Genomic DNA, 19,441 nt, shown 5'->3' with positions numbered 1-19,441 from the left:
CTGGGGTCCATTCAAAGGATGGTGAGGTCTTGTCCAGAAATCCTATGTCCTGATCTATGATTTGTCTACAAAAAATGTACAAACAATAAAGGAGCAGCGCTATGTTAGTAATGGATTGCACCCTGCGAGATGGGGCCAATGTGGTAGGCAAGGGCTTCGATGCCCGGCTGACCAAAATGATGATCGAGGGAATGATCGCCGCGGGTATCACCACCATCGAAATGGGAAACTGTTTGGGTCTGGGCGCATATGAGGCCAATGGTTCTATTGCCCCCTGCACAGACGAGGAGTATCTCCAGCTGATACAGCCTTATCTGTCCCAGGCTGAAATCGGTATGTTTCTGGGCTATAAGAACGCCACCCAGCCCAATGTGAATCTGGCTGCCAGATATGGGTTGAAATTTCTCCGCATCGGCGCTAACGCCGGCGACGGAGCAGGAGCCTGCGAGGGAATCCGGCGGGTAAAGGCTGCCGGCATGAAGTGCCGTTACTCTTTGATGAAGGCCTATGTCCTGTCCCCCAAGGAGTTGGCAGAGGAAGCCAAGATGCTAGCTGACTGCGGACTGGATGAGATCACTATCATGGACTCTGCCGGTACCATGATGCCCCATGAGACAGAGGCCTATACCAAAGAGCTGGTCGCTGCTGTGGATATCCCTGTAGCATTCCACGGCCACAATAATCTGGGACTGTCCGTAGCCAACGCCATCGCCGCCGCTGAGGCCGGGGCCACCGTCTTTGACTGCGGCCTGCTGGGCATGGCCCGCAGCGCCGGCAACTGCGCCACTGAACTTCTGGTAGCCACTTTCCAACGGCTGGGTTATTTTAAGGACATTGACCTCTACAAGCTGCTGGCCTTCCTGGACGGTGAGTTAATCCCTGCCATGGAGGAATACAACTACCACGTGGCAGTTAAGCCCTTTGACCTGATCCTGGGTCTGGCGGGCTGCCACTCCAGCTTTACCAAGCGTTTTCAGAACATTGCCGATGAAATGGGCGTGCCTCTGTATCAACTGATCGTAGAAGTATCTAAGCGGGATCAGAAGGCCCCCAGCGAGGAACTGATCCGCCAGATTGCCGCGGATCTGGTCTGATTTCCAACAGTCCTATATTCGCTTCAAATCCGGACGATTTCCGCTCCCTAGAGGAGATACATTTATATCCAAAGAACGTTTAAAAAATGTGCGTCCATGCTGAACATGGACGCACATTTTTTACCGCTTTTACCGCACCACTATATTCTCCGATATCTCACACAGAGCCTGGGACGCCTCCATGTCGAAGCGGTGGCTGCGGGCCAGATCCGCCAGGGAGATGACGCCTACCAGCTTGCCTTTTTCAACAACAGGAAGCCGACGGACCTGCTGGGTGGACATGAGCCGGGTGGCCTCCCGGCAGTCATCTCCCGGAGCTACTGTGGCACAGTTCCGGGTCATAATATCCCGGACCATGGTCTGGGCCGGGTCCTCCTCCGCGGCGATGCAGCGCAGGACGATATCCCGGTCCGTCACCATTCCGCGCAGCCGGCCGTCGCTGGAGCAGACCGGAAGTGAGCCTACATTGTGCCGGCTGATGAGCCGGGCGGCCAGGGAGGCCGAGGAGGTTGGCTCGATGGTGACCACGCTGGGATTCATCAGTTCTCTTACTTCCATGTAAAAACCGCCTTTCCGGTAAAAATTGGTCTTGCACCAGTTTGTCCGGAAAGGCGGTTTTTTATTCTGTCTCCTGAATCCTATTTATCTCCCGAATGACAAATCGGCCGCCCTCATTCCTACGGACAGAGATCACTTTTTGGATATTCTCTGGTCGATTCGGTAAAATACCTCACCCAGCACAGAGCATATGGCAAAAAACAAAATAATCTTGACCGGTTCAAACTTGGGCGGCAGCACAGCGCCCAGTCCGCCGCCCACGATCAGCGCCATAACCAGCAGCAGCGACCTTCTGAAACGCATGATAACCGCCTATCTTCCATCACTTTTTCTCTATGGAAACCGTTTCGAAATTCAGGGTATTACAGTCTACCTTTCTTCAACAGGCGGATGTCGTCACCGAAAAACTCCAGCAGGTGATACTCCCCATCCAGGCGGGAGGCGATCTGGGGTGAGTATCGCCGGGCCGCCTCCTCCATGGTCAGGTTGGAGGAGATAACTGTGTGCAGCCCCGCCACCAGCCGGGAGTTGATGAGCTCATAGAGAGCAGACTGGGTAAACTGGGTAGTCAATTCGCTGCCCAGATCGTCTAAGATCAGCAGGTCGCAGTTGAGATAGCGGCGGGTCTCATCCCTGGCCTCCTGGCCGTCCTGGCTGTCCCGGAGGAACTTCTTGGCTTCGAACTGGGCAAAGATATTTCCCGCGGTATCGTAGACCACAGAGCGTCCCCCCTCTGACACCGTACGGGCGATACAGGCGGACAAAAAGGTCTTGCCCAGCCCCGGAGCGCCGGAGAGGAACAGATTTTTGTAGTGGAACCTGCCGAACTTCTGCGCATAGTTCAGACAGACCTCGTAGATCAGCTCCATGTTTTCCCGGGGGGAGATCCCCCGGTTCGGCCAGGGAGTCTGACTGTAATAGTCGATGCGGAAGGAGTCGAAGGACTGCTCCCCTAGGTCCAGCAGCTTGGACAGCTCCCGGATCTGCTCCTGGGCACACAACCGCTTCAGGCAATCGCACATCTGAGCTCCCCTCCAGCCGGTGTCTCCGCACAGAGGACAGGCAGGCTTGTCCTCCAGGGCATCGGCGGGCAGTCCCATAGCGCCCAGCAGGACAGCCCGCTCCTGCTGCAGGTCCAGATTTTTTTCCTTTACCGTCCGTACCGCCTGGGCGGGGTTCCCTCCCTGGCGCAGGGTGGCGGCGACCAACTGGGCCATGGTCCCCTGAAGCTGCCGGTCCAACTGGGCCAGGCGAGGTTCCCGGCCGTAGGCTCTGTCCCGCAGCCGGTCCAGCTCCACCCTTCTTCGGTGCCGCTCCCCTTCCAGCCGGTCCACAGCCCGGCGAAGCACATTGGGATCATATGCCATAGGTTCACCCTTCCTTCTTCATCTGGTCCAGCATACGGCGCATCCGCTCCATGTTTTCCCGTGTCCGCTTCTCCTGGTCCGCCGGAGCCCCCTGAGGCGGCTGGCCAGCCCGCAGGGGCCTGGGGTCCCGGTCGCCCGCCTGGATGGCGGCGGCGGTGTGGAGGCCTTTCTGGTGCCAGCGGCGGAGAATACCGTTCATATAGCCCCAATCCATAGACTGCTTCTTCAGCACCGTCTTTTCATACGCCATCCGCAGGGCCTCGTCGTCAAAGCCCATATCGTCCCAGGCGGCGATATAAGTCCGCTCCTGGGACACCAAGGGGTGCGGCGGGATGTCCAGCAGCCGGAGCACCTGGGCCTCCCGGCCCCGGAGGTGGGTCAGGCGCTGGAGATGGGCCTCGGCCCGCTCCATCGTGTCGATGCCCTGGCGGGCCCAGACAAAGCCCTCCTTTTTGATCTGGGACAGGAAGGGCCGCCGTCCCGGCCCGTATTTTCGTTCCATCTCCTCGGTACACCAGCCCACCAGCATCAAAACAACCTCGGCAGGCAGAGCCAGATGGTCATAGAGTGTGTACAAAGACCGCAGGTCGTTGGCGGACAGCTTTTTGCCCAGCCGCCGCTCCACCTCGTCGCACAGGGCGGGAAAGGTGGATGTATTTTCTTTCAGGGCGGCGGTAATATCCTCTAAGGAATACTCCGGGGGAGGAGCTTCCGGGACAGGGGGGGCGGAGACGGGGGGCTGCTCCGGTGCCATACCCAGCTTTTTTAACTGGTCCAGAGCTGTGTCCAGACGCTGCTGGGACCAGGTCAGATGGGACAGATCCCCGTGGCGCAGAAAATGGAGATAGAGCAGGGCGGCATCGCCGCTGTCCAGTCTCAACAGCCGGTCGGCCGCCTGGTCTGTCATGGCCAGGACGCTTCCGGGCAGCAATGTTTGGGCCATACTACCGCCCTCCTTTCTAAAAACGGTCCCGCTCCCGACCCGAGGCAGGGCGGAGGGACCGTGGCTGTGTTTCTTCATTTTACCGCAAAAACCGCCCGGCGTAAACAGGAAATTGCGGAGGCCTCCGGTCCATCCCCGCTGTTCGCTATGGGTCGGCGCTTCTGGTTGTCACGCCTCCCCGGCTCACGACGCGTGGCTTCCCTCCGTCTCGGGCTGGAAACAGCCGCTTATGCGGCTTCGGTTTCGCGCCCTCGCTCCGGTCCATCCCCGCTGTTCGCCGCGGGTCGGCGCTTCTTGGAAAAATTCATGGATTATTTGTTTTTCAAATGTTCCCTTCTGTGGTATAATGATGAGTAAGTTGGATTCGTATGCCCATTTGGCATACAAAAGATAGAAGAAGGGGAGGAGCTCCGATGAAGAACAAAGTGGTAGTGACCATCGCGGGACAGGAGTATACCATGGTGGCGGTAGAGGACGAGGCCTATGTCCGCAAGTGCGCTGACTATGTGGACAGCCAGCTGCGTGATATCATGAGCAACAAGCTGCCCAAGGAGACGGCCGCCGTGCTGGCCGCCATGAATATGGCCGACCTGTACTTCAAGGAACAGGATGCCGCCGAGAATCTCCGCCGCCAGATCAAGGAGAATCTGGAGGAGGCCAGCCGGCTGAAGATGGAGCTGTCTGAGGCCAAGCGGGAGATCTTCAAGCTTCAGACCCGCAAATAACCGCCGGAGGCGGACACGACTTTTGCCGCGTGTCCGTCCCGTGCCTTTGATTTTCCAGGAGGTATCCCATGTTGGAACTGCTCGCGCCGGCCGGCTCTATGGAGGCGGTAACGGCCGCTGTCCAGAACGGCGCCGACGCCGTCTATTTTGGATATGGAGATTTCAACGCCCGCCGCAACGCCAAGAATTTTTCTGAGGAAGAGGCCGCGGCGGCGGTTTCTTATTGCCATCTCCGGGGCTGCAAGGTACATCTAACTCTGAACACCCTGCTTACTGACCGGGAGTTGCCGGGGGCGGCGGAGGTTGCCGCTCACGCCAGTCGCATCGGCGTGGACGCGGTCATTGTACAGGACCTGGGGGTGCTGCGTATGCTAAGGCAGACCGTCCCGGACCTGCCCCTCCATGGCTCCACCCAGATGACCGTCCACTCTTTGGACGGGGTAAAGCAGTGCGCTGACCTGGGCATCAGCCGGGTGGTGCTGTCCCGGGAGCTGAACCGGGACCAGATCGCCTATATCTGCCAGAACTCCCCTATCGAGATCGAGGTGTTTGGTCACGGGGCGCTGTGTATGTGTTACTCCGGCCAGTGTTATTTCTCCTCGGTCATTGGGGGGCGGAGCGGCAACCGTGGTCTGTGCGCCCAGCCCTGCCGGCTGAAGTATGGCTGGAACGGCCGGGCGGACGAGTACCCTCTCTCTCTAAAGGATATGTCCCTGGCGAGCCACCTGAAGGAGCTTCAGGACATGGGGGTGGCCTGCCTGAAGTTGGAGGGCCGGATGAAGCGGCCGGAGTATGTGGCCGTGGTCACCGGTGTGTACGCCAGAGCTCTGAAGGAGGGCCGCTCCCCCACCCAGGCGGAGCTGGATGCCCTGGAGCAGGTCTTTTCCCGCCAGGGCTTTACGGACAGCTACTTCATGGGTCAAAAGGGCCCCGAAATGTTTGGTACGCGCCAGGAGGGAAAGGAGCCCAAGGAGCTCTATGCCCAGGCCCGGGCCACCTATGAAAACGGCGAGAACCGGAAGGAGCCGGTGAAAATATACGCCATGATCCAGGCCGGCCAGCCAGCCCGGATCGCCGTGGAGGACAAGGAGGGCCGGATGGTCCATGGGGAGGGGCCGGTGCCCGAGGCGGCTCGAAACGTGCCCCTGACACGGGAAAAGGTGGAGGGCCAGCTGTCCCGCACTGGAGGCACCCCCTACTCCTGTCAGAAGGTGACCGCCAAAGTAGAGGAGGGCCTATCCCTTCCCCTGTCCGCCCTGAATGACCTGCGCCGCCGGGCCCTGGAGGATCTGTCCGTCCAGCGGCAGGCCCTGCCCCAGAGGAGGGTGGAGCCCTTCCGGCCGGGTGTGCGGTATGAGAATCCCAGGGGGACGCCTGTATACACAATTTCTGTCCGGGAGGCGGCTCAGATCAGTGGAGAGCTGCTGCGGCTGGCCCCTGCTCTGATCTACTTACCCGCCGACCAGGGCGCTGCCCACCCGGAGGTGGTGAAGCGGTGCCAAGAGGCCGGCGTCCCCGTGGCAGCCCTTATGCCCCGTGTGTACAGCGACCGGGAAACTTTGGCCCTGGAGGAAGATTTGGCTGCCCTGCGCCGCATTGGAGTAGACCAGGTCCTGGCCGGCACACTGGGCGCTGTCCGCCGGGCTGCCCATCTGGGCTTTTCGGTCCGGGGAGACTACGGCCTTGGGGTATATAACAGCCAGACCATGAAAGAGCTGAAGCGGCTGGGACTCATCTCCGCTACCGCCTCCTTCGAGCTGAAGCTGGCCCAGATTCGGGACCTGTCTAAGGCTATTCCCACGGAGCTCATCGCCTATGGCCGCCTACCTTTGATGATTACAGAAAACTGCATTATCCACAACCATTCCGGCCAGCACACCTGCTCCAACATGAACCTGCTCACCGACCGGAAGGGGGAGCGGTTCCCGGTGGTCCAAGCCTATGGCTGCCGCAACGAGATCTTGAACTCCAAAAAGCTGTTTTTGGCTGACCGGACCCAGGACTATGGCCGCCTGGGCCTGTGGGCGGCCCGGCTGATGTTTACCACGGAAAACGCCATGGAGTGCGCCCAGGTATTGGAACGCTATCTGGGACAGGGGTCATACCAGCCAAATGAGTATACTCGGGGACTCTACTACCGAGACGTGGAGTAACAGAGACTAGGGGGAAACGCCGTGTTCAGCCGACAGCGCCTGTTTTGGCTCCACCAGCCCTATGACCTGGAGGGCTCCGACCCGGACTTTCTTCGGGCGGTGCGGGATAACTGCGCCTTCCATATGGCCCGCTGCCCGGAGTACCGGGCCATTGCGGACCACATCGGCTTCTCTCCAGAGCAGATACAGACCATAGTTGACCTGGCCCGGCTCCCCGTCCTGCCTACCCTGTTTTACAAGCGGCACGCCGTCTTTTCCATGCCCCGGTGGCGAATGGCCATGCGGGTCACCTCCTCCGGCACCAGCGGCAGGTTCAGCCAGGTGGGCTTTGACTGGGGCTGTCTCCTGGCGGAGGTGCCCATGGTCCTTCGCCTGGGCTGGCGGCACGGCCTGATCTCTCCCAGGCCCGCTCACAATGTGATCCTGGGCTATCAGCCCCACCGCCAGAATAAAACAGGTGTCACCCGCACCATGTTCGGCCTGACCTGGTTTGCCCCTCCCATCAGCCGGACCTACGCCCTGCGCTATGGGGACGGCGGCTATGTCCCCGACCTGGACCATGTGGCGAAGGCCCTGGAAAAGCTGGGCAGTTCCCGGTTTCCCACCCGGATCATCGGTTTTCCCTCCTACCTCTGGTTCGGTCTGAAGCGGATGGAGGAGCTGGGCCTGCGGGCGCAGCTGCCGAAGGGCTCCCGCATCCTCCTGGCCGGAGGCTGGAAACAGCACTACGCCCAGCAGGTGGAAAAGCCTGTCCTCTATGGCCTGGCCGGTCGGATACTGGGCATCCAAGAGGCGAATATCAATGAGTTTTTCGGGGCGGTAGAGCACCCCATCTTTTTCAACGCCTGCAAAGAGCACCACTTCCACATCCCCGTCTACTCCCGTGTCATCATTCGGGATGTAAATACATTGGAGCCCCTGCCCATGGGGAAGGTGGGGCTGATCAACCTGATCTCTCCCCTCCTCCGGGCTACCCCGGCTACCAGCGTCATGACGGATGATCTGGGCTATCTCACGCCGGGGGAGGAATGTGGCTGCGGCCTCCGCTCCCCCTATCTGACCATCCTGGGCCGGGTGGGGCTGGCGGAGATCCAGACCTGCGCCGCCGGAGCCGCGGAACTGCTTGGGAAGGGGGAGATGCCGTGATTCTTGCCAATGGAGCCCTTCTCCCGGACAGCGACCTGCCAAAGGTGCTCTCCGGTCTGGAGGCGGAGATTAACCACACCCGAAGCGCCTCCCCTCTGGAAACGGAGGCCGTTGTGGACGCCTGCGCTACGCTACTGGACCGGCTGGATCAGGGAGAGCTGGACCATCTCCTGTCCCGGTTTGCCACCCCACAGCTTCTGGATACTCTGGGGAGGTACCGCCACACGCTCCAGCCGGAGAGCCTGCGCTATAAACTGGCCGTAGAGCTGGACGGTCTCTGGACAGGGGAGCGCCCCCGGCCCTTTGGCCGCTCTGTGGTCCTGCCCCTGGGCACCCTGCTCCACATTGCCGCCGGCAACATGGAGGGCCTTCCCGCCTTCAGCGCCCTGGAGGGCCTGTTGACCGGAAACGTCAACCTGCTGAAGCTGCCTTCTGGAGATACGGGCTTGTCCCTGGCTCTGCTCAAGCTGCTGACAGACACCAAGCCCGATCTGGCCCCCTACCTCTATGTCTTTTCCATCCCCTCTGCCGACCGGACCTCCCTGGAGGTCCTGGCCAGCCTGGCGGACGGCATCGTCACCTGGGGCGGGGATGAGGCTGTCCGGGCCGCCCGGAGCATGGCTCCCGCCGGCTGCAAGCTGATTGAGTGGAGCCACCGGCTCAGTTTCGCCTATGTATCTGGCCGTCCGCCGGAGGAGGAATGGTATGCCCTGGCCCGCCATATCCTGTCCACCGGGGGGCTGCTGTGCTCCTCCTGCCAGGTGATTTATCTGGACACCGACAGCCTGGATGATGGCAGGGCGTTCTGCCATAGCTTCCTGCCTATCCTGGAGCGCGCGGCCGCCGCCTGTCACCCGACCCCCGGACAGGCGGCCCAGGCCACCCTCCACGGGTATGAGCATTTTTTGGAGCAGACGGTGAGAAACACTGGGGCCCAGGTCTTTCTGGGGCGGGGCTGCTCGGTCACCCTTTGTCCCGACCAGGAGTTGGAGCTGTCGCCTCTCCATGGAAACATACTGGTAAAACGGCTGCCCCGTTCCCAGCTTTTTTCTGTCCTTCGGCGGCAGAAGGGAAGGCTTCAGACCGCCGGACTGCTCTGCCCCCCGGAGGAGCGGGAGGAGCTGACCGCCCTTCTGGTCCGGGCGGGACTGACCCGAATCACCGCCGCCGGCACTATGTCCGCCCCATTTCAAGGGGCGGGACATGACGGGGAGCACCCCCTGCGCCGGTATGTGCGCATCGTGGATATCGAATAGAAAAAGGATTAGGAGTTTACAATTATGGAGTTGAAGATCAAAGCAGTTTCCCCTAAAATTGGGAGCGACATCCCCCTGCCCTTCTACGCCACCCCCGGATCGGCGGCCATGGACCTGCACGCCTGTATGGAGGAGGCGGTGGTCATTCCTGCCGGCGGCCGGAAGGTCATCCCAACTGGCATCGCCATCGCCCTGCCCTCGCCGGACTATGTGGCGCTGGTCTTTGCCCGGAGCGGGCTGGGCATCAAACATGGCATCGCCCCCGCCAACTGTGTGGGCGTCATCGACAGCGACTACCGGGGAGAGATCCTGGTGGGCCTGCAAAATTCCGGGGACACGGACTTTACCATTCAGCCCGGCGAGCGCATCGCCCAGCTGATGGTCACCCCGGTAGTCCAGGCCGAGCTGAAGATCGTGGATGAGCTGGACGACACCCAGCGGGGCGCCGGCGGCTTCGGCTCTACCGGAAAATAAGCGACAAACACGGGCCCCTTTAACCAGGCCCAGTGTGATGAGCATGGAGGAAGCAGTATGTTTGGACTGTTCAAAAAGAAAGAAGCGCCCAAGGAGCCTCCCTCCCAACAGAGGGACGAGTGGAAGGAGTTCGCCGCCCCCTTCTTGCCGGATGAGTTGTCTATTGTGGCTGTCACGGACGCCAGCGGCTTCGGCTCTGTCAAAGAACCGGAGCAAGAGCTCTGGCGGGTGGGCATCGGCCTGACCGCCTGGATGGAGGAGGACAGCCCTGACATCCACCAGGGAGAGGCCAGCCTAGTCTCTCTGGCCGACGACACCCTGCGGAACTATCTCCGCCAGCGGGTCCGGCCTGACTTTATCATCAAGTTCACGGCGCGGGTGTCAGAGGATGGCCGGAGGCTCCTCTTACTGGACCTGCCGGAGCCGGGCTTTGATTCGGACCTAAAAGCCATCCTGGAGGAGCAGAAAAAGCCTGTATCCTTCTGGGAGGACGGCTTGGGCACCTTTACCTTAAACCGCTCGGTGGGCTGGTTTGAGACTGAGGCGGAGTGGCTGGGCCAGCCCGCCCGCCTGGACTTCGACCGGGACGAAAACCGGGCGGACTGTCTGACGCATTTTCACACCCTGATGGAGCGTCAGGAGGAGTGGGACCAGAGGGTGCGGGCCTTGGCCGCGGAAAAGCTGCTTGACCTGGCCAACGACTGGGCCCAGGAGGCGGAGGAGGACCGGGAGGCGGCGGAGATCACCCAGGAGCAGTTCATGGAGCGCATGGAACTGGACGCCATTCAGATCTATGAGGACGGAGCCTTCGAATTTTGGTTCAACGACGGGGACCTGTTCTGGGGGCACTCCATCCACGTCACCGGCTCTCTGACAAATGGGCCGGAGGAGGCCCAGATGGAGGGATGAGTCCTCCCACCTATTTTCTCACCAAGGAGTTTTGTTATGCGTATCATCCTCGCCTCTCAATCCCCCCGGCGGCGGGAGCTGCTGGAGCGGATGGGGGTCGCTGAATTTGACATCATTCCCGCGCAAGGGGAGGAGGTCATGGACCCCTCGCTGTCTCCAGACCGGCTGGTGGAGGAGCTGTCCCGCCAGAAGTGCGCGGAAGTCGCCGCCGCCCACCCGGACGGCCTGGTCATCGCCGCTGATACGGTGGTATCTGTGGGCGGGCTGGTGCTGGGCAAGCCCCACAGCCGTGAGGAGGCGGTCCGGATGCTCTCCGCTCTGTCCGGTCGGGAGCATATGGTATACACCGGCGTCACCCTCTTTTCCGGTGGCCGGACCGCCACGGAGCACGAGGCCACCTCTGTCCGCTTCCGCCCCCTGTCCCAAGGGGATATCGACCACTACCTGGCCACTGGAGAGCCCATGGACAAGGCTGGGGCTTACGGCATCCAAGGGTACGGCAGTGTGCTTGTAGAGGGCATCTCCGGGGACTACTATAATGTGATGGGCCTGCCGGTCTGCCGGCTGGGCCGGATGCTGGCCCGGTTTGGAGTGGACACATTGTCCATGGCCGCGAAAAAGGAGCAAGGAACGTGAAAGATTTTCTCCGCCAGAACGGGATCCTGCTGGTCATCATCGCCTTGCTGCTGACCATTCTGATTGGGGTGGGCACCGCCTTTATGGGCGGCAATGCCGACCCCCTGTCCAACGTGGTGAACACGGTCACCAGCCCCATACGAAATGGCATTGCTGCCGCCGCTGACTGGGCGGAGGGAGTATATAACTATGTATTCCGCTATGGCCAGATCCAGGAGGAGCTGGACAGCCTGCGGGCCCAGGTGGCCGAGCTGGAGGACCAGGTTCGAGAGGGGCAGGAGGCCGCCAAGCAAAACGAGCGCCTGCGGGAGCTGCTGGACCTCCAGGCCAAACGTGAGGACTTCGTCTTTGAGTCCGCGCGGGTTACTGGGCGCTCCACTGACAACTGGGCATCCACACTGACCATCAGCAAAGGCACCTCCGCCGGCGTGGAGGCGGGCGACTGCGTCGTGACCTCCACCGGCGTGCTGGTGGGAGTTGTGTCCAAGGTGGGGCTGAACTGGTCCACCGTCTCCACAATTATCAACACAGACATTGAGATTGGGGGCATCGTCACCCGAACGTACAGCGCCGGGGTGCTGGAGGGAGACTTTGCCCTGATGGGCCAGGGCCGTCTGAAGCTGAGTTACCTCCCCCACAGCGCTCAGTTGGTGTCTGGGGACGAGGTGCTCACCTCCGGCAAGGGGGACGTGTATCCTTCCGGGCTGGTGGTGGGTCAGGTGGAGGGCATCTTTACCGACCCTTCTGGGATGACCCGCTATGCCGTGGTGGTCCCTGACGCCGACCTGTCCTCCTTAGTTGAGGTATTCGTCATCAAAGACTTTGATATCCAGGAGTAGGCGCGGCCTGTGGCCGCCCTACCCAGTAAGGAGCGTTTCATTTGACCCGACGTGACCTGATCCACAAGTGGCTTGTCTATGCCCTGGGCCTGCTGCCCTTGTGGCTGCTGGACGACTATATCCTGCCTCGGTACCCCCTCTTTGGCGTAACACCCATGCTGCTGCCTGTGGCGGCAGCCGCTGTGGCGGTGCTGGAGGGGGCCTATGCCGGAGCGGGCTTTGGAATGGCGGTCGGCCTGCTGTGGGAGCTGGCCTACCCCGGAGGCTTTGGCGGCCTGGTGCTTGGGATGGCCCTGGCCGGCATGGCCATTGGGGCCCTCGCCCAGTATGCCCTGAGCCAGTCCTTTCCCGGCTGCCTGCTCTGTTCCGCCGCTATCCTTGCTCTGCTGGACCTGCTGCGGGTGCTGCGGGGGCTCATCACCCACGCGGCCTCCCTCCCGGCGCTGCTCCAGGTGGCCGTGCCCGAATTTCTCTATTCCTTGGCCTGGACTCCGGTAGTCTATCTCCTGTTCCGGGCCATATTTCGCCGGGTGGGCGGGACCAAGCTGGCCTGATTCGCCCTTTTCTTCTCCAGGATGGAGGTATTCCATGGATGTAAAACAATTTCATCGCCGGGTCCTGTGCATCGCCTTGCTCCTTTCCCTGTGTCTTACCGCCATGGGGGCCACACTGTACGACCTCCAGATCAATCAGGGTGAGGCGCTGTATGAGCGATCTCAGAACAAGATTGCAGAAACCCAGATAGTCGAAGCAGACCGGGGAGACATTCTGGACCGAAATGGCCGTGTGTTGGTGTCTAATCGGGTGGTCTACCAGGTGACGCTGGACCTGGATCACATGGGAAAGGAGCCGGAGGAGCGCAACGCGACCCTTCTGTCCCTCATCCACGCGGCTCGGGCCTCTGGGGTAGAATGGAGCGACACCCTGCCCATCTCCGCCGATGAGCCCTTTGTGTTCACTGAGCAGTCCCCCTACTTTACCCTCTCACAAAATGAGGACGGGACCCCTTCTAAGACTTTGACCCGCCTGGGCCAGTTGGCTGTCAAAATGAAATGGATCACCGACCCCACCAAAGAGCCCGAGCCAGTAGAAACAGCCCCTGTACAGCAGGAGGAGCCTGGGCTTTGGGACAGGATCACCGGATTTTTTACTGGCAAGACGCCCCAGAAAGAGGTCCAGACACCAGTGCAGGAGAAGGATAGCTCACTTCCTACCGCCCGGCAGCTGCTTGGTAAAATGTGCGCCAGCTTTGAAATCGCAGGCGAGGGCGCTGTGGACAAGAAGTCTGCGGAGGCATCCGGGCAGGCGGTGCCCGACCTGAATATCGGAGACATGGACCCGGCAGATGCCCGGGCCATCGCCGGACTGCTGTATGAGCTGTACTTGCGTTCCCGTGAGGTCACCTGGACTCCCTATGTCTTTGCCGAGGGCGTGGATATCGATTTCATCTCCCGTGTCAAAGAGCTCTCTCTGCCTGGAGTGGTCATCGAGCCCACTACCGTCCGTCAGTACCACACCCAGTATGCCGCCCACATCTTAGGGCGGGTAGGACTGATGAACCGTTCAGAGGTGGAATACTATACCTCGCTGGACGAGGACGGGGACGGTAAGCCCGACTACGAGATGGACGATACCGTAGGTAAGGAGGGGGTAGAAAAGGCCTTCGAGTCCTTCCTGCGGGGTACCCCAGGAATCCGGGCCGTGGATCGGAACACCAGCGGAAAGATCTTGTCAGAGAGTTGGATCACCGAGCCAAAGCCAGGGGACAATATTGTGCTCACCATCGATATTGACCTGCAGAAAAAGGTGGAGGACACTCTGGCCTCCTCCCTGCCCAATCTGGTCAGTGAGGAGGTGGAGGGCGCGGCCTGCGTGGTGCTGGATGTAAACAGCTTTGATGTATTGGCTTCCGCCTCCTATCCTACCTTCGACCTGGCCAACTACTCCCGTGACTGGGAGAAAAATTCTACAGATCCCCTCACTCCCCTGGTCAACCGGGCACTTACAGGCACCTACGCCCCCGGCTCCACCTTTAAGATGGTCACCGCTATCGGAGCACTGGAGGAGGGCATTATCACTCCCGACTCCCAAATACGGGACCTGGGCCGCTACACCTACTACCCCGGCACTCCTCCCCAGTGCTGGTACTACCGCCAGTACGGCAAGTATCACGGGCTCATCAACGTCAGCGAGGCTATCGAGGTATCATGCAACTACTTTTTCTACGACGTGGGACGGCGGCTTGGCATCGACCTGTTGGTAGACTACGCCACCCGCTTTGGCCTTGGCCAAAAGACGGGCATTGAGCTGGAGGAGTCCTCGGGCGTCATGGCTGGCCCCGAATATACTGAGAGCATGGGCGGGACCTGGTACGAGGGCTCGGTCCTATCTGTGGCCATCGGCCAGGAGAGCAGCCAATTTACCCCTATCCAGCTTGCCAGCTATATCTCCACACTGGTCAATGGAGGCACCCGAAAGTCCACCCACCTGCTGAAGGAAATCAAATCCAGCGATTACTCCCAAATCGTGGAAACCTATGAGCCGGAGGTCCTCAGCACCATTGAGATACAGGACAAAAATCTAGAGGCTGTCAAGGCCGGTATGCTGGCCCTGACCACTGACGGCTCGGTACGCCGCTACTTTCAGGACCTGCCTGTCCAGGTGGGCGCCAAAACTGGCTCCGCCCAGGTCAGCGCCCAGACGGAGTCCAATGCCGTTTTCGTCTGCTTCGCCCCCTATGATGACCCGGAGATCGCCTTGGCCATGGTGGTGGAACACGGCGGAAGCGGCTCAGAACTGGGCGCCATGGCAGCCGATATTCTCTCCTATTACTTCTCAACCAAGGGCAGCATGGATGAGATCCCCATGGAAAATACTTTAATCCGGTAGTTTCCGGTCCTTTTTTGCCTCTGTCTTGACGGGCGGAGAGAAAAGGGGTACACTTTGAGAGAACGACTATACTCGGGCCCGGCCCGTATGATTGTAAGGAGATGTTCCAAGTGTCTGAATGTACTCATGACTGCTCCAGCTGCAGCGCCGATTGCTCCTCCCGGGATATGCGTGTCCCTGCCAACGCCATGTCCAGTGTAAAGCGGGTCATCGCCGTTGTCAGCGGGAAAGGCGGCGTCGGCAAGAGCACCGTCACCGCTAGTCTGGCCGTCGCTATGGCCAGAAAGGGCCGTAAGGTAGCCATCTTAGATGCCGATATCACCGGCCCCTCTATCCCAACCGCTTTTGGCATCCATGAGAAGGCCACAGGAAGCGATGCCGGCATCGACCCCGCCGTCACGGCCGGCGGCATCAAGCTCATGTCCCTGAACCTGCTCACCGCAAATGAAACGGACCCCGTGGTATGGCGTGGACCCGTCATTGCCGGCGTAGTCACACAGTTCTGGCAGGAAGTGGTCTGGGGCGATGTGGACTATATGTTCGTGGATATGCCCCCCGGCACTGGCGACGTGCCTCTAACTGTTTTCCAGTCCCTTCCCGTGGACGGTATTATTGTCGTCACTTCTCCTCAGGATCTGGTATCCATGATCGTGACAAAGGCTGTAAATATGGCCAAGATGATGGATATTCCCGTCCTTGGGCTGGTAGAGAATTACAGCTATTTTCAGTGTCCTGATTGCGGCAAGAAGCACGCGATTTTCGGGGACAGCCATTTGGAAAAAGTGGCGATGGAACTGGAGATTCCTGTGCTGGCCCAGTTGCCTATTGATCCCAGCCTTGCCGCCGCCTTTGACGCTGGAAAGATTGAACAGGTCGAACGGAATTATTTGGAAGACGTTGCGGCCCGCCTGGATGGCTAAGGTCAAGTAAAATGTCATACAGAATCCCTTTGTCCGCCGGTCCTATGGACCGGCGTTTTTTTCTGGTAGGCGCGCTATGTCTACCAAATGTCTACCAAAAAAAGCGGGAAAGTGCTGGGAAACAGGGCTTTCCCGCTTTTCCATTTTCTGGGTGTCTACCAGATGTCTACCAAGGGCACTTTTTCTTTGAAAAAGTGCCCTTTTTTATTTGCTCTTAGCGGGTTTTCCTTACCTTTTTTGCTTTGCAAGGGGCGTTATACAGGGCTAATGCCCTAAAAAGTCCTCAAAGCCTCGAAAAAATAGGGATTTTGTCAGAAAAGTCCCAAAAAAATTTAAGGAGGAATCCCGAATGAGAAACCTGAAGCGGGCTCTTAGCCTGGCTCTGGCTTCCGTCATGGTCATGGGCCTGATGGTAGTCGGCACCGGCGCGAGCTACGTCGATGTGTCTTCCGAGCAGAATCAGGAAGCCATCGAAGTTCTCCAGGCCGTCGGTGTTATGACCGGCGACGAGAACGGCAACTTCAACCCCGACGCCAACGTCACCCGTAATGAGATGGCCGTGGTCATGTCCAACCTGCTGGACTACACCGTGTCCAGCTACAAGGGCACTGCGCCCTTCAGCGACGTGCCCTCCTGGGCCGAGCCCTATGTGGCCGCCTGTTACACCAACGGCATCATCGCCGGCTACGACGCCAAGACCTTCGGCGGCAATGACTCCGTCACTACTGGCCAGGCCGCTCTGATGCTGCTGAAGGCCCTGGGCTACTTCCAGTATCAGTCCGATTTCGGCGATGACTGGCTGGTGGAGACCACCAAGCAAGGCTCCTTGGCTGGCCTGTTCGACGACGTGGACACCGGCGCCACCCAGGCTCTGACCCGCAACGATGTGGCCCAGATGGTCCTGAACGCTCTGGAGGCCACAATGGTCCAGTACAGCGGCAACGGCGGCACCACCATCAAGGGCGACGGTTATGAGATCACCACTGGCAAGGCCACCTATGATGACCGCACCAGCACCGACAAGAAGTACGGCAAAATCAACGACGAGAGCGCCAACAACAATGGCAAGTACATTGTGCAACTTGGCGAGGACCTGTACGACGGCGATCTGACCAAGCGTCCCGGCAGCGACGACTTTGGCCGTCCCGCCAACTCCTGGAAGTATCAGAGCACCGAGGTCGGCACCTACTCCGAGGCCCCCGACTACACCTATGTGGGCAAGGTGACCAAGGGCACCCTGTACTCTGACGTGGGCAAGACTGTTGTCAACAACATCAACTCCACCATCGGTACTGCTGACGTTAACAATCAGAAGTACGGTGTCACCGTGTCTGTGGACGGCACCCCCGTCACTGTCAGCAAGGGCGATCTGTTTGACTCCAACAGCTCCGCCCACATCCAGGGTGATGGCAAGAACCTGACTGGAAACGGCGTACAGACTGAGGTCTATGTGGACAACAGCGCCTACACCATTGAGATCTGCGTGATCAACACCTATGTGATGCAGGCCACTGGCGACTACAACGAGTCCAAGGAGACTCTGAACGTGGATGTCCTGTCCGGCCCCGCCAAGGAGAACTCCCTGGATCTGGAGGACTTTGACACCCTGGCCGCTTACGGCGAGGATGACTATATCCTGTATACCTACGCCAACAATGAGGTGCAGACCATCGCCAAGGCCACCCTGGTCCAGGGCGAGGTTGAGTCCTCCACCAAGAACTCCGTCACCATCGACGGCACCAGCTACAGCTACGCCAAGGTCCGCTCCGATGATACTGCCGCTGGCGGCGAGGACGGCCTGACCGCTTTCACCGCCGGTGAGAACGCCAGCATCGTGCTGGACGCCTATGGCAAGCTGATCTGGGTGGACGACGCCAGCCTGTCCGTGGGCAACTACATCTATGTGGATGCCGCCGACACCACCATGCTGGGCAAGAACGCCGTGGCCGGCGCCTACACCGCCGACGGCACTTATGACGAGATCACCGTTAAGAAGATCAAGGGCGATAATGTGGGTGGTTCCGGTGTGGACGAGATTACCGATGCCACTGAGATTTACGAGTATCTCACTGGTAAGGGTGCTTCTGCCCCCTTCAATACCGCACACAAGAACTGGTATTCCTATACTGTGGACTCCAGCGACCGCTACACCCTGACTGTCACTTCCACCGGCAAGACCGTTAAGAGCGATGTGGTGGGCGAATCCGTCCGCTTCCTGACTGCTGACACCAGCATCCGGGGCAACAGCGACACCGTGTTTATCGTGGACGACGGCAGCGATATCACCGTCTACACCGGCGTGAACAGCGCCCCCACTGTTACTGCAAAGAGTGGTAAAGATGTCATCGTGTCCTACCTGAAGGTGGACGACAAGGCCAGCAAGAGCTACGCATCCCTGGTCTTTGTGGACGCCTCCGATGCCACTATTGACGACAGCACCGCTTCCAGCGACCTGATGTTCGTGCTGAAGCTGAACAAGACCTACAAGGACGCCAACGACACCGTGAACGTCTATGATGTGGTGCTGAACGGCGAGAAGACCACCGTGGAGTCCACCGACACTCTGACTGTGGGCGAGATGTACTACAAGATCAAGACCGACAGTGATGAGCGCGTCACGGATGACAGCAAGGTGTTCACCACTGCTGCTGGCGGTGAGTACCGAAAGGTCGCTCTAGTCAACGCTACTGTAGAGTACAGCTCCGGCGCTCTGCGCGTGGGCACCACCGACTTCACCGTTGCTGAGGACGCCCAGATCAACCTGGTCCTCATGAAGGGCGCCGGCGATGTGATGACCGACAGCGCCGCTGATTTCGAGGTCTACTCTGTTTCCGCCCGCGGCCTGGAGAGCTCCCTGAAGGGCTATGCCGTTTCCGGCACCTTCTACGCTGTCACCACCGAGGATGACAACGACGAGCTGGGCACTCTGTATGTGGTAGTCAAGGGCTCCAGCGATGGTATCACCGGCTCCACCCTGACTCCCGATGATATTGATAACATGAACGAGATGGAAGCCGGCGACGTGCTGGTGGGCGACAAGGATGACATTGATGGAATCACTGGCGCTCCCTCCGACATGGCCGAGGGTGGCCACGTCTTCCTGGCCTTCGAGGCTTCCAAGGGCGACGAGATCACCCTGACCATCACCGACTCCGATGGTGATGTGGTTTACAAGGAAGAGACCGGCGAGATGAGCAAGGGCGGCACCTTCCGCTTCTATGTCAGCCTGACCGGCCATAACGCTGCCGCTGACGGTAAGAGCGGCACCTGGGTCAGCGAGGATGCCGGAAATGCCAATCCTGGTGAGGAAGCTGCCAAGGGCACCTACGCCTTCTCTATCATCGGCGGTACTGATGACGTCTACGGCGCTTTCACCGTGGAATAATCTCACCCGCTGAAACAGCAAATACCAACGCCCCCTTTGGCCCAAGCCAAAGGGGGCTCTTTAATTATTAGAGTTGTTGTTTTGGCTCCTCCGGAGGGGAGAGCTGTCAGCCATAGGCTGACTGAGGAGGCGACTGGGGCGGGTTTT

The 19,441-nt window shown here is 59.8% G+C and carries 17 protein-coding genes; 13 read left to right on the top strand and 4 right to left on the bottom strand.

Annotated features, from left to right (window positions below):
* The first annotated feature begins 101 nt into the window (after positions 1–101).
* On the top strand, positions 102–1,094 hold the full coding sequence (locus OCV64_RS10990; protein WP_240286582.1) for a 4-hydroxy-2-oxovalerate aldolase: 993 nt from the start codon (positions 102–104) through the stop codon (positions 1,092–1,094).
* Between the two features lie 129 nt (positions 1,095–1,223).
* On the opposite strand, the gene OCV64_RS10985 is transcribed toward OCV64_RS10990, so the two are convergent.
* From OCV64_RS10985 to OCV64_RS10970, 4 genes are all read right to left on the bottom strand, one after another.
* Complete coding sequence (locus OCV64_RS10985) at positions 1,224–1,652, bottom strand: CBS domain-containing protein (RefSeq protein WP_147573462.1); 429 nt, start codon at positions 1,650–1,652, stop codon at positions 1,224–1,226.
* Between the two features lie 132 nt (positions 1,653–1,784).
* Positions 1,785–1,955, bottom strand: a complete 171-nt coding sequence (locus OCV64_RS10980) for a hypothetical protein (RefSeq protein ID WP_262670011.1) — start codon at positions 1,953–1,955, stop codon at positions 1,785–1,787.
* Between the two features lie 59 nt (positions 1,956–2,014).
* On the bottom strand, positions 2,015–3,019 hold the full coding sequence (locus tag OCV64_RS10975) for an ATP-binding protein (RefSeq protein ID WP_262670010.1): 1,005 nt from the start codon (positions 3,017–3,019) through the stop codon (positions 2,015–2,017).
* Between the two features lie 4 nt (positions 3,020–3,023).
* Complete coding sequence (locus OCV64_RS10970; RefSeq protein WP_147573464.1) at positions 3,024–3,962, bottom strand: DnaD domain protein; 939 nt, start codon at positions 3,960–3,962, stop codon at positions 3,024–3,026.
* A gap of 413 nt (positions 3,963–4,375) precedes the next feature.
* Between OCV64_RS10970 and OCV64_RS10965 the strand changes: the two genes are divergently transcribed.
* From OCV64_RS10965 to OCV64_RS10910, 12 genes are all read left to right on the top strand, one after another.
* Positions 4,376–4,687 (top strand): cell division protein ZapA, encoded by a 312-nt coding sequence (locus OCV64_RS10965; RefSeq protein ID WP_147573465.1) that lies wholly within the window; start codon positions 4,376–4,378, stop codon positions 4,685–4,687.
* Between the two features lie 68 nt (positions 4,688–4,755).
* The gene (locus OCV64_RS10960; RefSeq protein ID WP_262670009.1) at positions 4,756–6,840 is read left to right on the top strand and encodes a U32 family peptidase; all 2,085 of its coding nucleotides are present in this window, start codon (positions 4,756–4,758) and stop codon (positions 6,838–6,840) included.
* A gap of 21 nt (positions 6,841–6,861) precedes the next feature.
* A complete protein-coding gene (locus OCV64_RS10955) occupies positions 6,862–7,986 on the top strand; it encodes a LuxE/PaaK family acyltransferase (RefSeq protein WP_262670008.1) in 1,125 nt (374 codons plus the stop codon).
* Positions 7,983–9,242, top strand: coding sequence for an acyl-CoA reductase (locus tag OCV64_RS10950; protein WP_262670007.1), 1,260 nt, complete (start codon positions 7,983–7,985; stop codon positions 9,240–9,242). The genes OCV64_RS10955 and OCV64_RS10950 overlap by 4 nt, the downstream gene beginning before the upstream one ends.
* Before the next feature lie 24 nt (positions 9,243–9,266).
* Entirely contained in the window at positions 9,267–9,716 is a 450-nt protein-coding gene (gene dut / locus OCV64_RS10945) for a dUTP diphosphatase (RefSeq protein WP_186853376.1), read from the top strand.
* A gap of 57 nt (positions 9,717–9,773) precedes the next feature.
* Complete coding sequence (locus OCV64_RS10940) at positions 9,774–10,625, top strand: DUF2262 domain-containing protein (RefSeq protein WP_262670006.1); 852 nt, start codon at positions 9,774–9,776, stop codon at positions 10,623–10,625.
* 36 nt (positions 10,626–10,661) lie between these two features.
* Positions 10,662–11,261, top strand: coding sequence for a Maf family protein (locus OCV64_RS10935; RefSeq protein ID WP_262670005.1), 600 nt, complete (start codon positions 10,662–10,664; stop codon positions 11,259–11,261).
* Positions 11,258–12,100, top strand: a complete 843-nt coding sequence (mreC, locus tag OCV64_RS10930) for a rod shape-determining protein MreC (RefSeq protein ID WP_262670004.1) — start codon at positions 11,258–11,260, stop codon at positions 12,098–12,100. Before OCV64_RS10935 ends, mreC begins: the two co-directional genes overlap by 4 nt.
* 41 nt (positions 12,101–12,141) lie before the next feature.
* Positions 12,142–12,654 (top strand): rod shape-determining protein MreD, encoded by a 513-nt coding sequence (locus OCV64_RS10925; protein ID WP_147573473.1) that lies wholly within the window; start codon positions 12,142–12,144, stop codon positions 12,652–12,654.
* Positions 12,655–12,688: 34 nt separating this feature from the next.
* Positions 12,689–14,989, top strand: coding sequence for a penicillin-binding transpeptidase domain-containing protein (locus OCV64_RS10920; protein WP_262670003.1), 2,301 nt, complete (start codon positions 12,689–12,691; stop codon positions 14,987–14,989).
* A 110-nt stretch (positions 14,990–15,099) separates the two neighbouring features.
* Complete coding sequence (locus OCV64_RS10915; protein WP_240286571.1) at positions 15,100–15,909, top strand: Mrp/NBP35 family ATP-binding protein; 810 nt, start codon at positions 15,100–15,102, stop codon at positions 15,907–15,909.
* 349 nt (positions 15,910–16,258) lie between these two features.
* Positions 16,259–19,294 carry an S-layer homology domain-containing protein gene (locus OCV64_RS10910; RefSeq protein ID WP_262670002.1) on the top strand — a complete coding sequence of 1,012 codons (3,036 nt, stop codon included), beginning with the start codon at positions 16,259–16,261 and terminating at the stop codon, positions 19,292–19,294.
* The last annotated feature ends 147 nt before the right edge of the window (positions 19,295–19,441 follow it).

This window comes from Muriventricola aceti, assembly GCF_025567565.1.
Lineage (GTDB): Bacteria > Bacillota > Clostridia > Oscillospirales > Oscillospiraceae > Lawsonibacter > Lawsonibacter aceti.
The sequence above is the reverse complement of the archived record's forward strand: the minus strand, read 5'-3'. Positions and strand labels throughout refer to the sequence as shown.

Excerpts from the sequence above, each read along its gene's own strand:
- OCV64_RS10920 (WP_262670003.1), top strand. The coding sequence starts at position 12,689 with ATGGATGTAAAACAATTTCATCGCCGGGTCCTGTGCATCGCCTTGCTC.
- OCV64_RS10980 (WP_262670011.1), bottom strand. The coding sequence starts at position 1,955 with ATGCGTTTCAGAAGGTCGCTGCTGCTGGTTATGGCGCTGATCGTGGGC.
- OCV64_RS10975 (WP_262670010.1), bottom strand. The coding sequence starts at position 3,019 with ATGGCATATGATCCCAATGTGCTTCGCCGGGCTGTGGACCGGCTGGAA.
- OCV64_RS10960 (WP_262670009.1), top strand. The coding sequence starts at position 4,756 with ATGTTGGAACTGCTCGCGCCGGCCGGCTCTATGGAGGCGGTAACGGCC.
- OCV64_RS10985 (WP_147573462.1), bottom strand. The coding sequence starts at position 1,652 with ATGGAAGTAAGAGAACTGATGAATCCCAGCGTGGTCACCATCGAGCCA.
- OCV64_RS10935 (WP_262670005.1), top strand. The coding sequence starts at position 10,662 with ATGCGTATCATCCTCGCCTCTCAATCCCCCCGGCGGCGGGAGCTGCTG.
- OCV64_RS10965 (WP_147573465.1), top strand. The coding sequence starts at position 4,376 with ATGAAGAACAAAGTGGTAGTGACCATCGCGGGACAGGAGTATACCATG.
- OCV64_RS10990 (WP_240286582.1), top strand. The coding sequence starts at position 102 with ATGTTAGTAATGGATTGCACCCTGCGAGATGGGGCCAATGTGGTAGGC.
- dut (WP_186853376.1), top strand. The coding sequence starts at position 9,267 with ATGGAGTTGAAGATCAAAGCAGTTTCCCCTAAAATTGGGAGCGACATC.
- OCV64_RS10910 (WP_262670002.1), top strand. The coding sequence starts at position 16,259 with ATGAGAAACCTGAAGCGGGCTCTTAGCCTGGCTCTGGCTTCCGTCATG.
- OCV64_RS10940 (WP_262670006.1), top strand. The coding sequence starts at position 9,774 with ATGTTTGGACTGTTCAAAAAGAAAGAAGCGCCCAAGGAGCCTCCCTCC.
- OCV64_RS10970 (WP_147573464.1), bottom strand. The coding sequence starts at position 3,962 with ATGGCCCAAACATTGCTGCCCGGAAGCGTCCTGGCCATGACAGACCAG.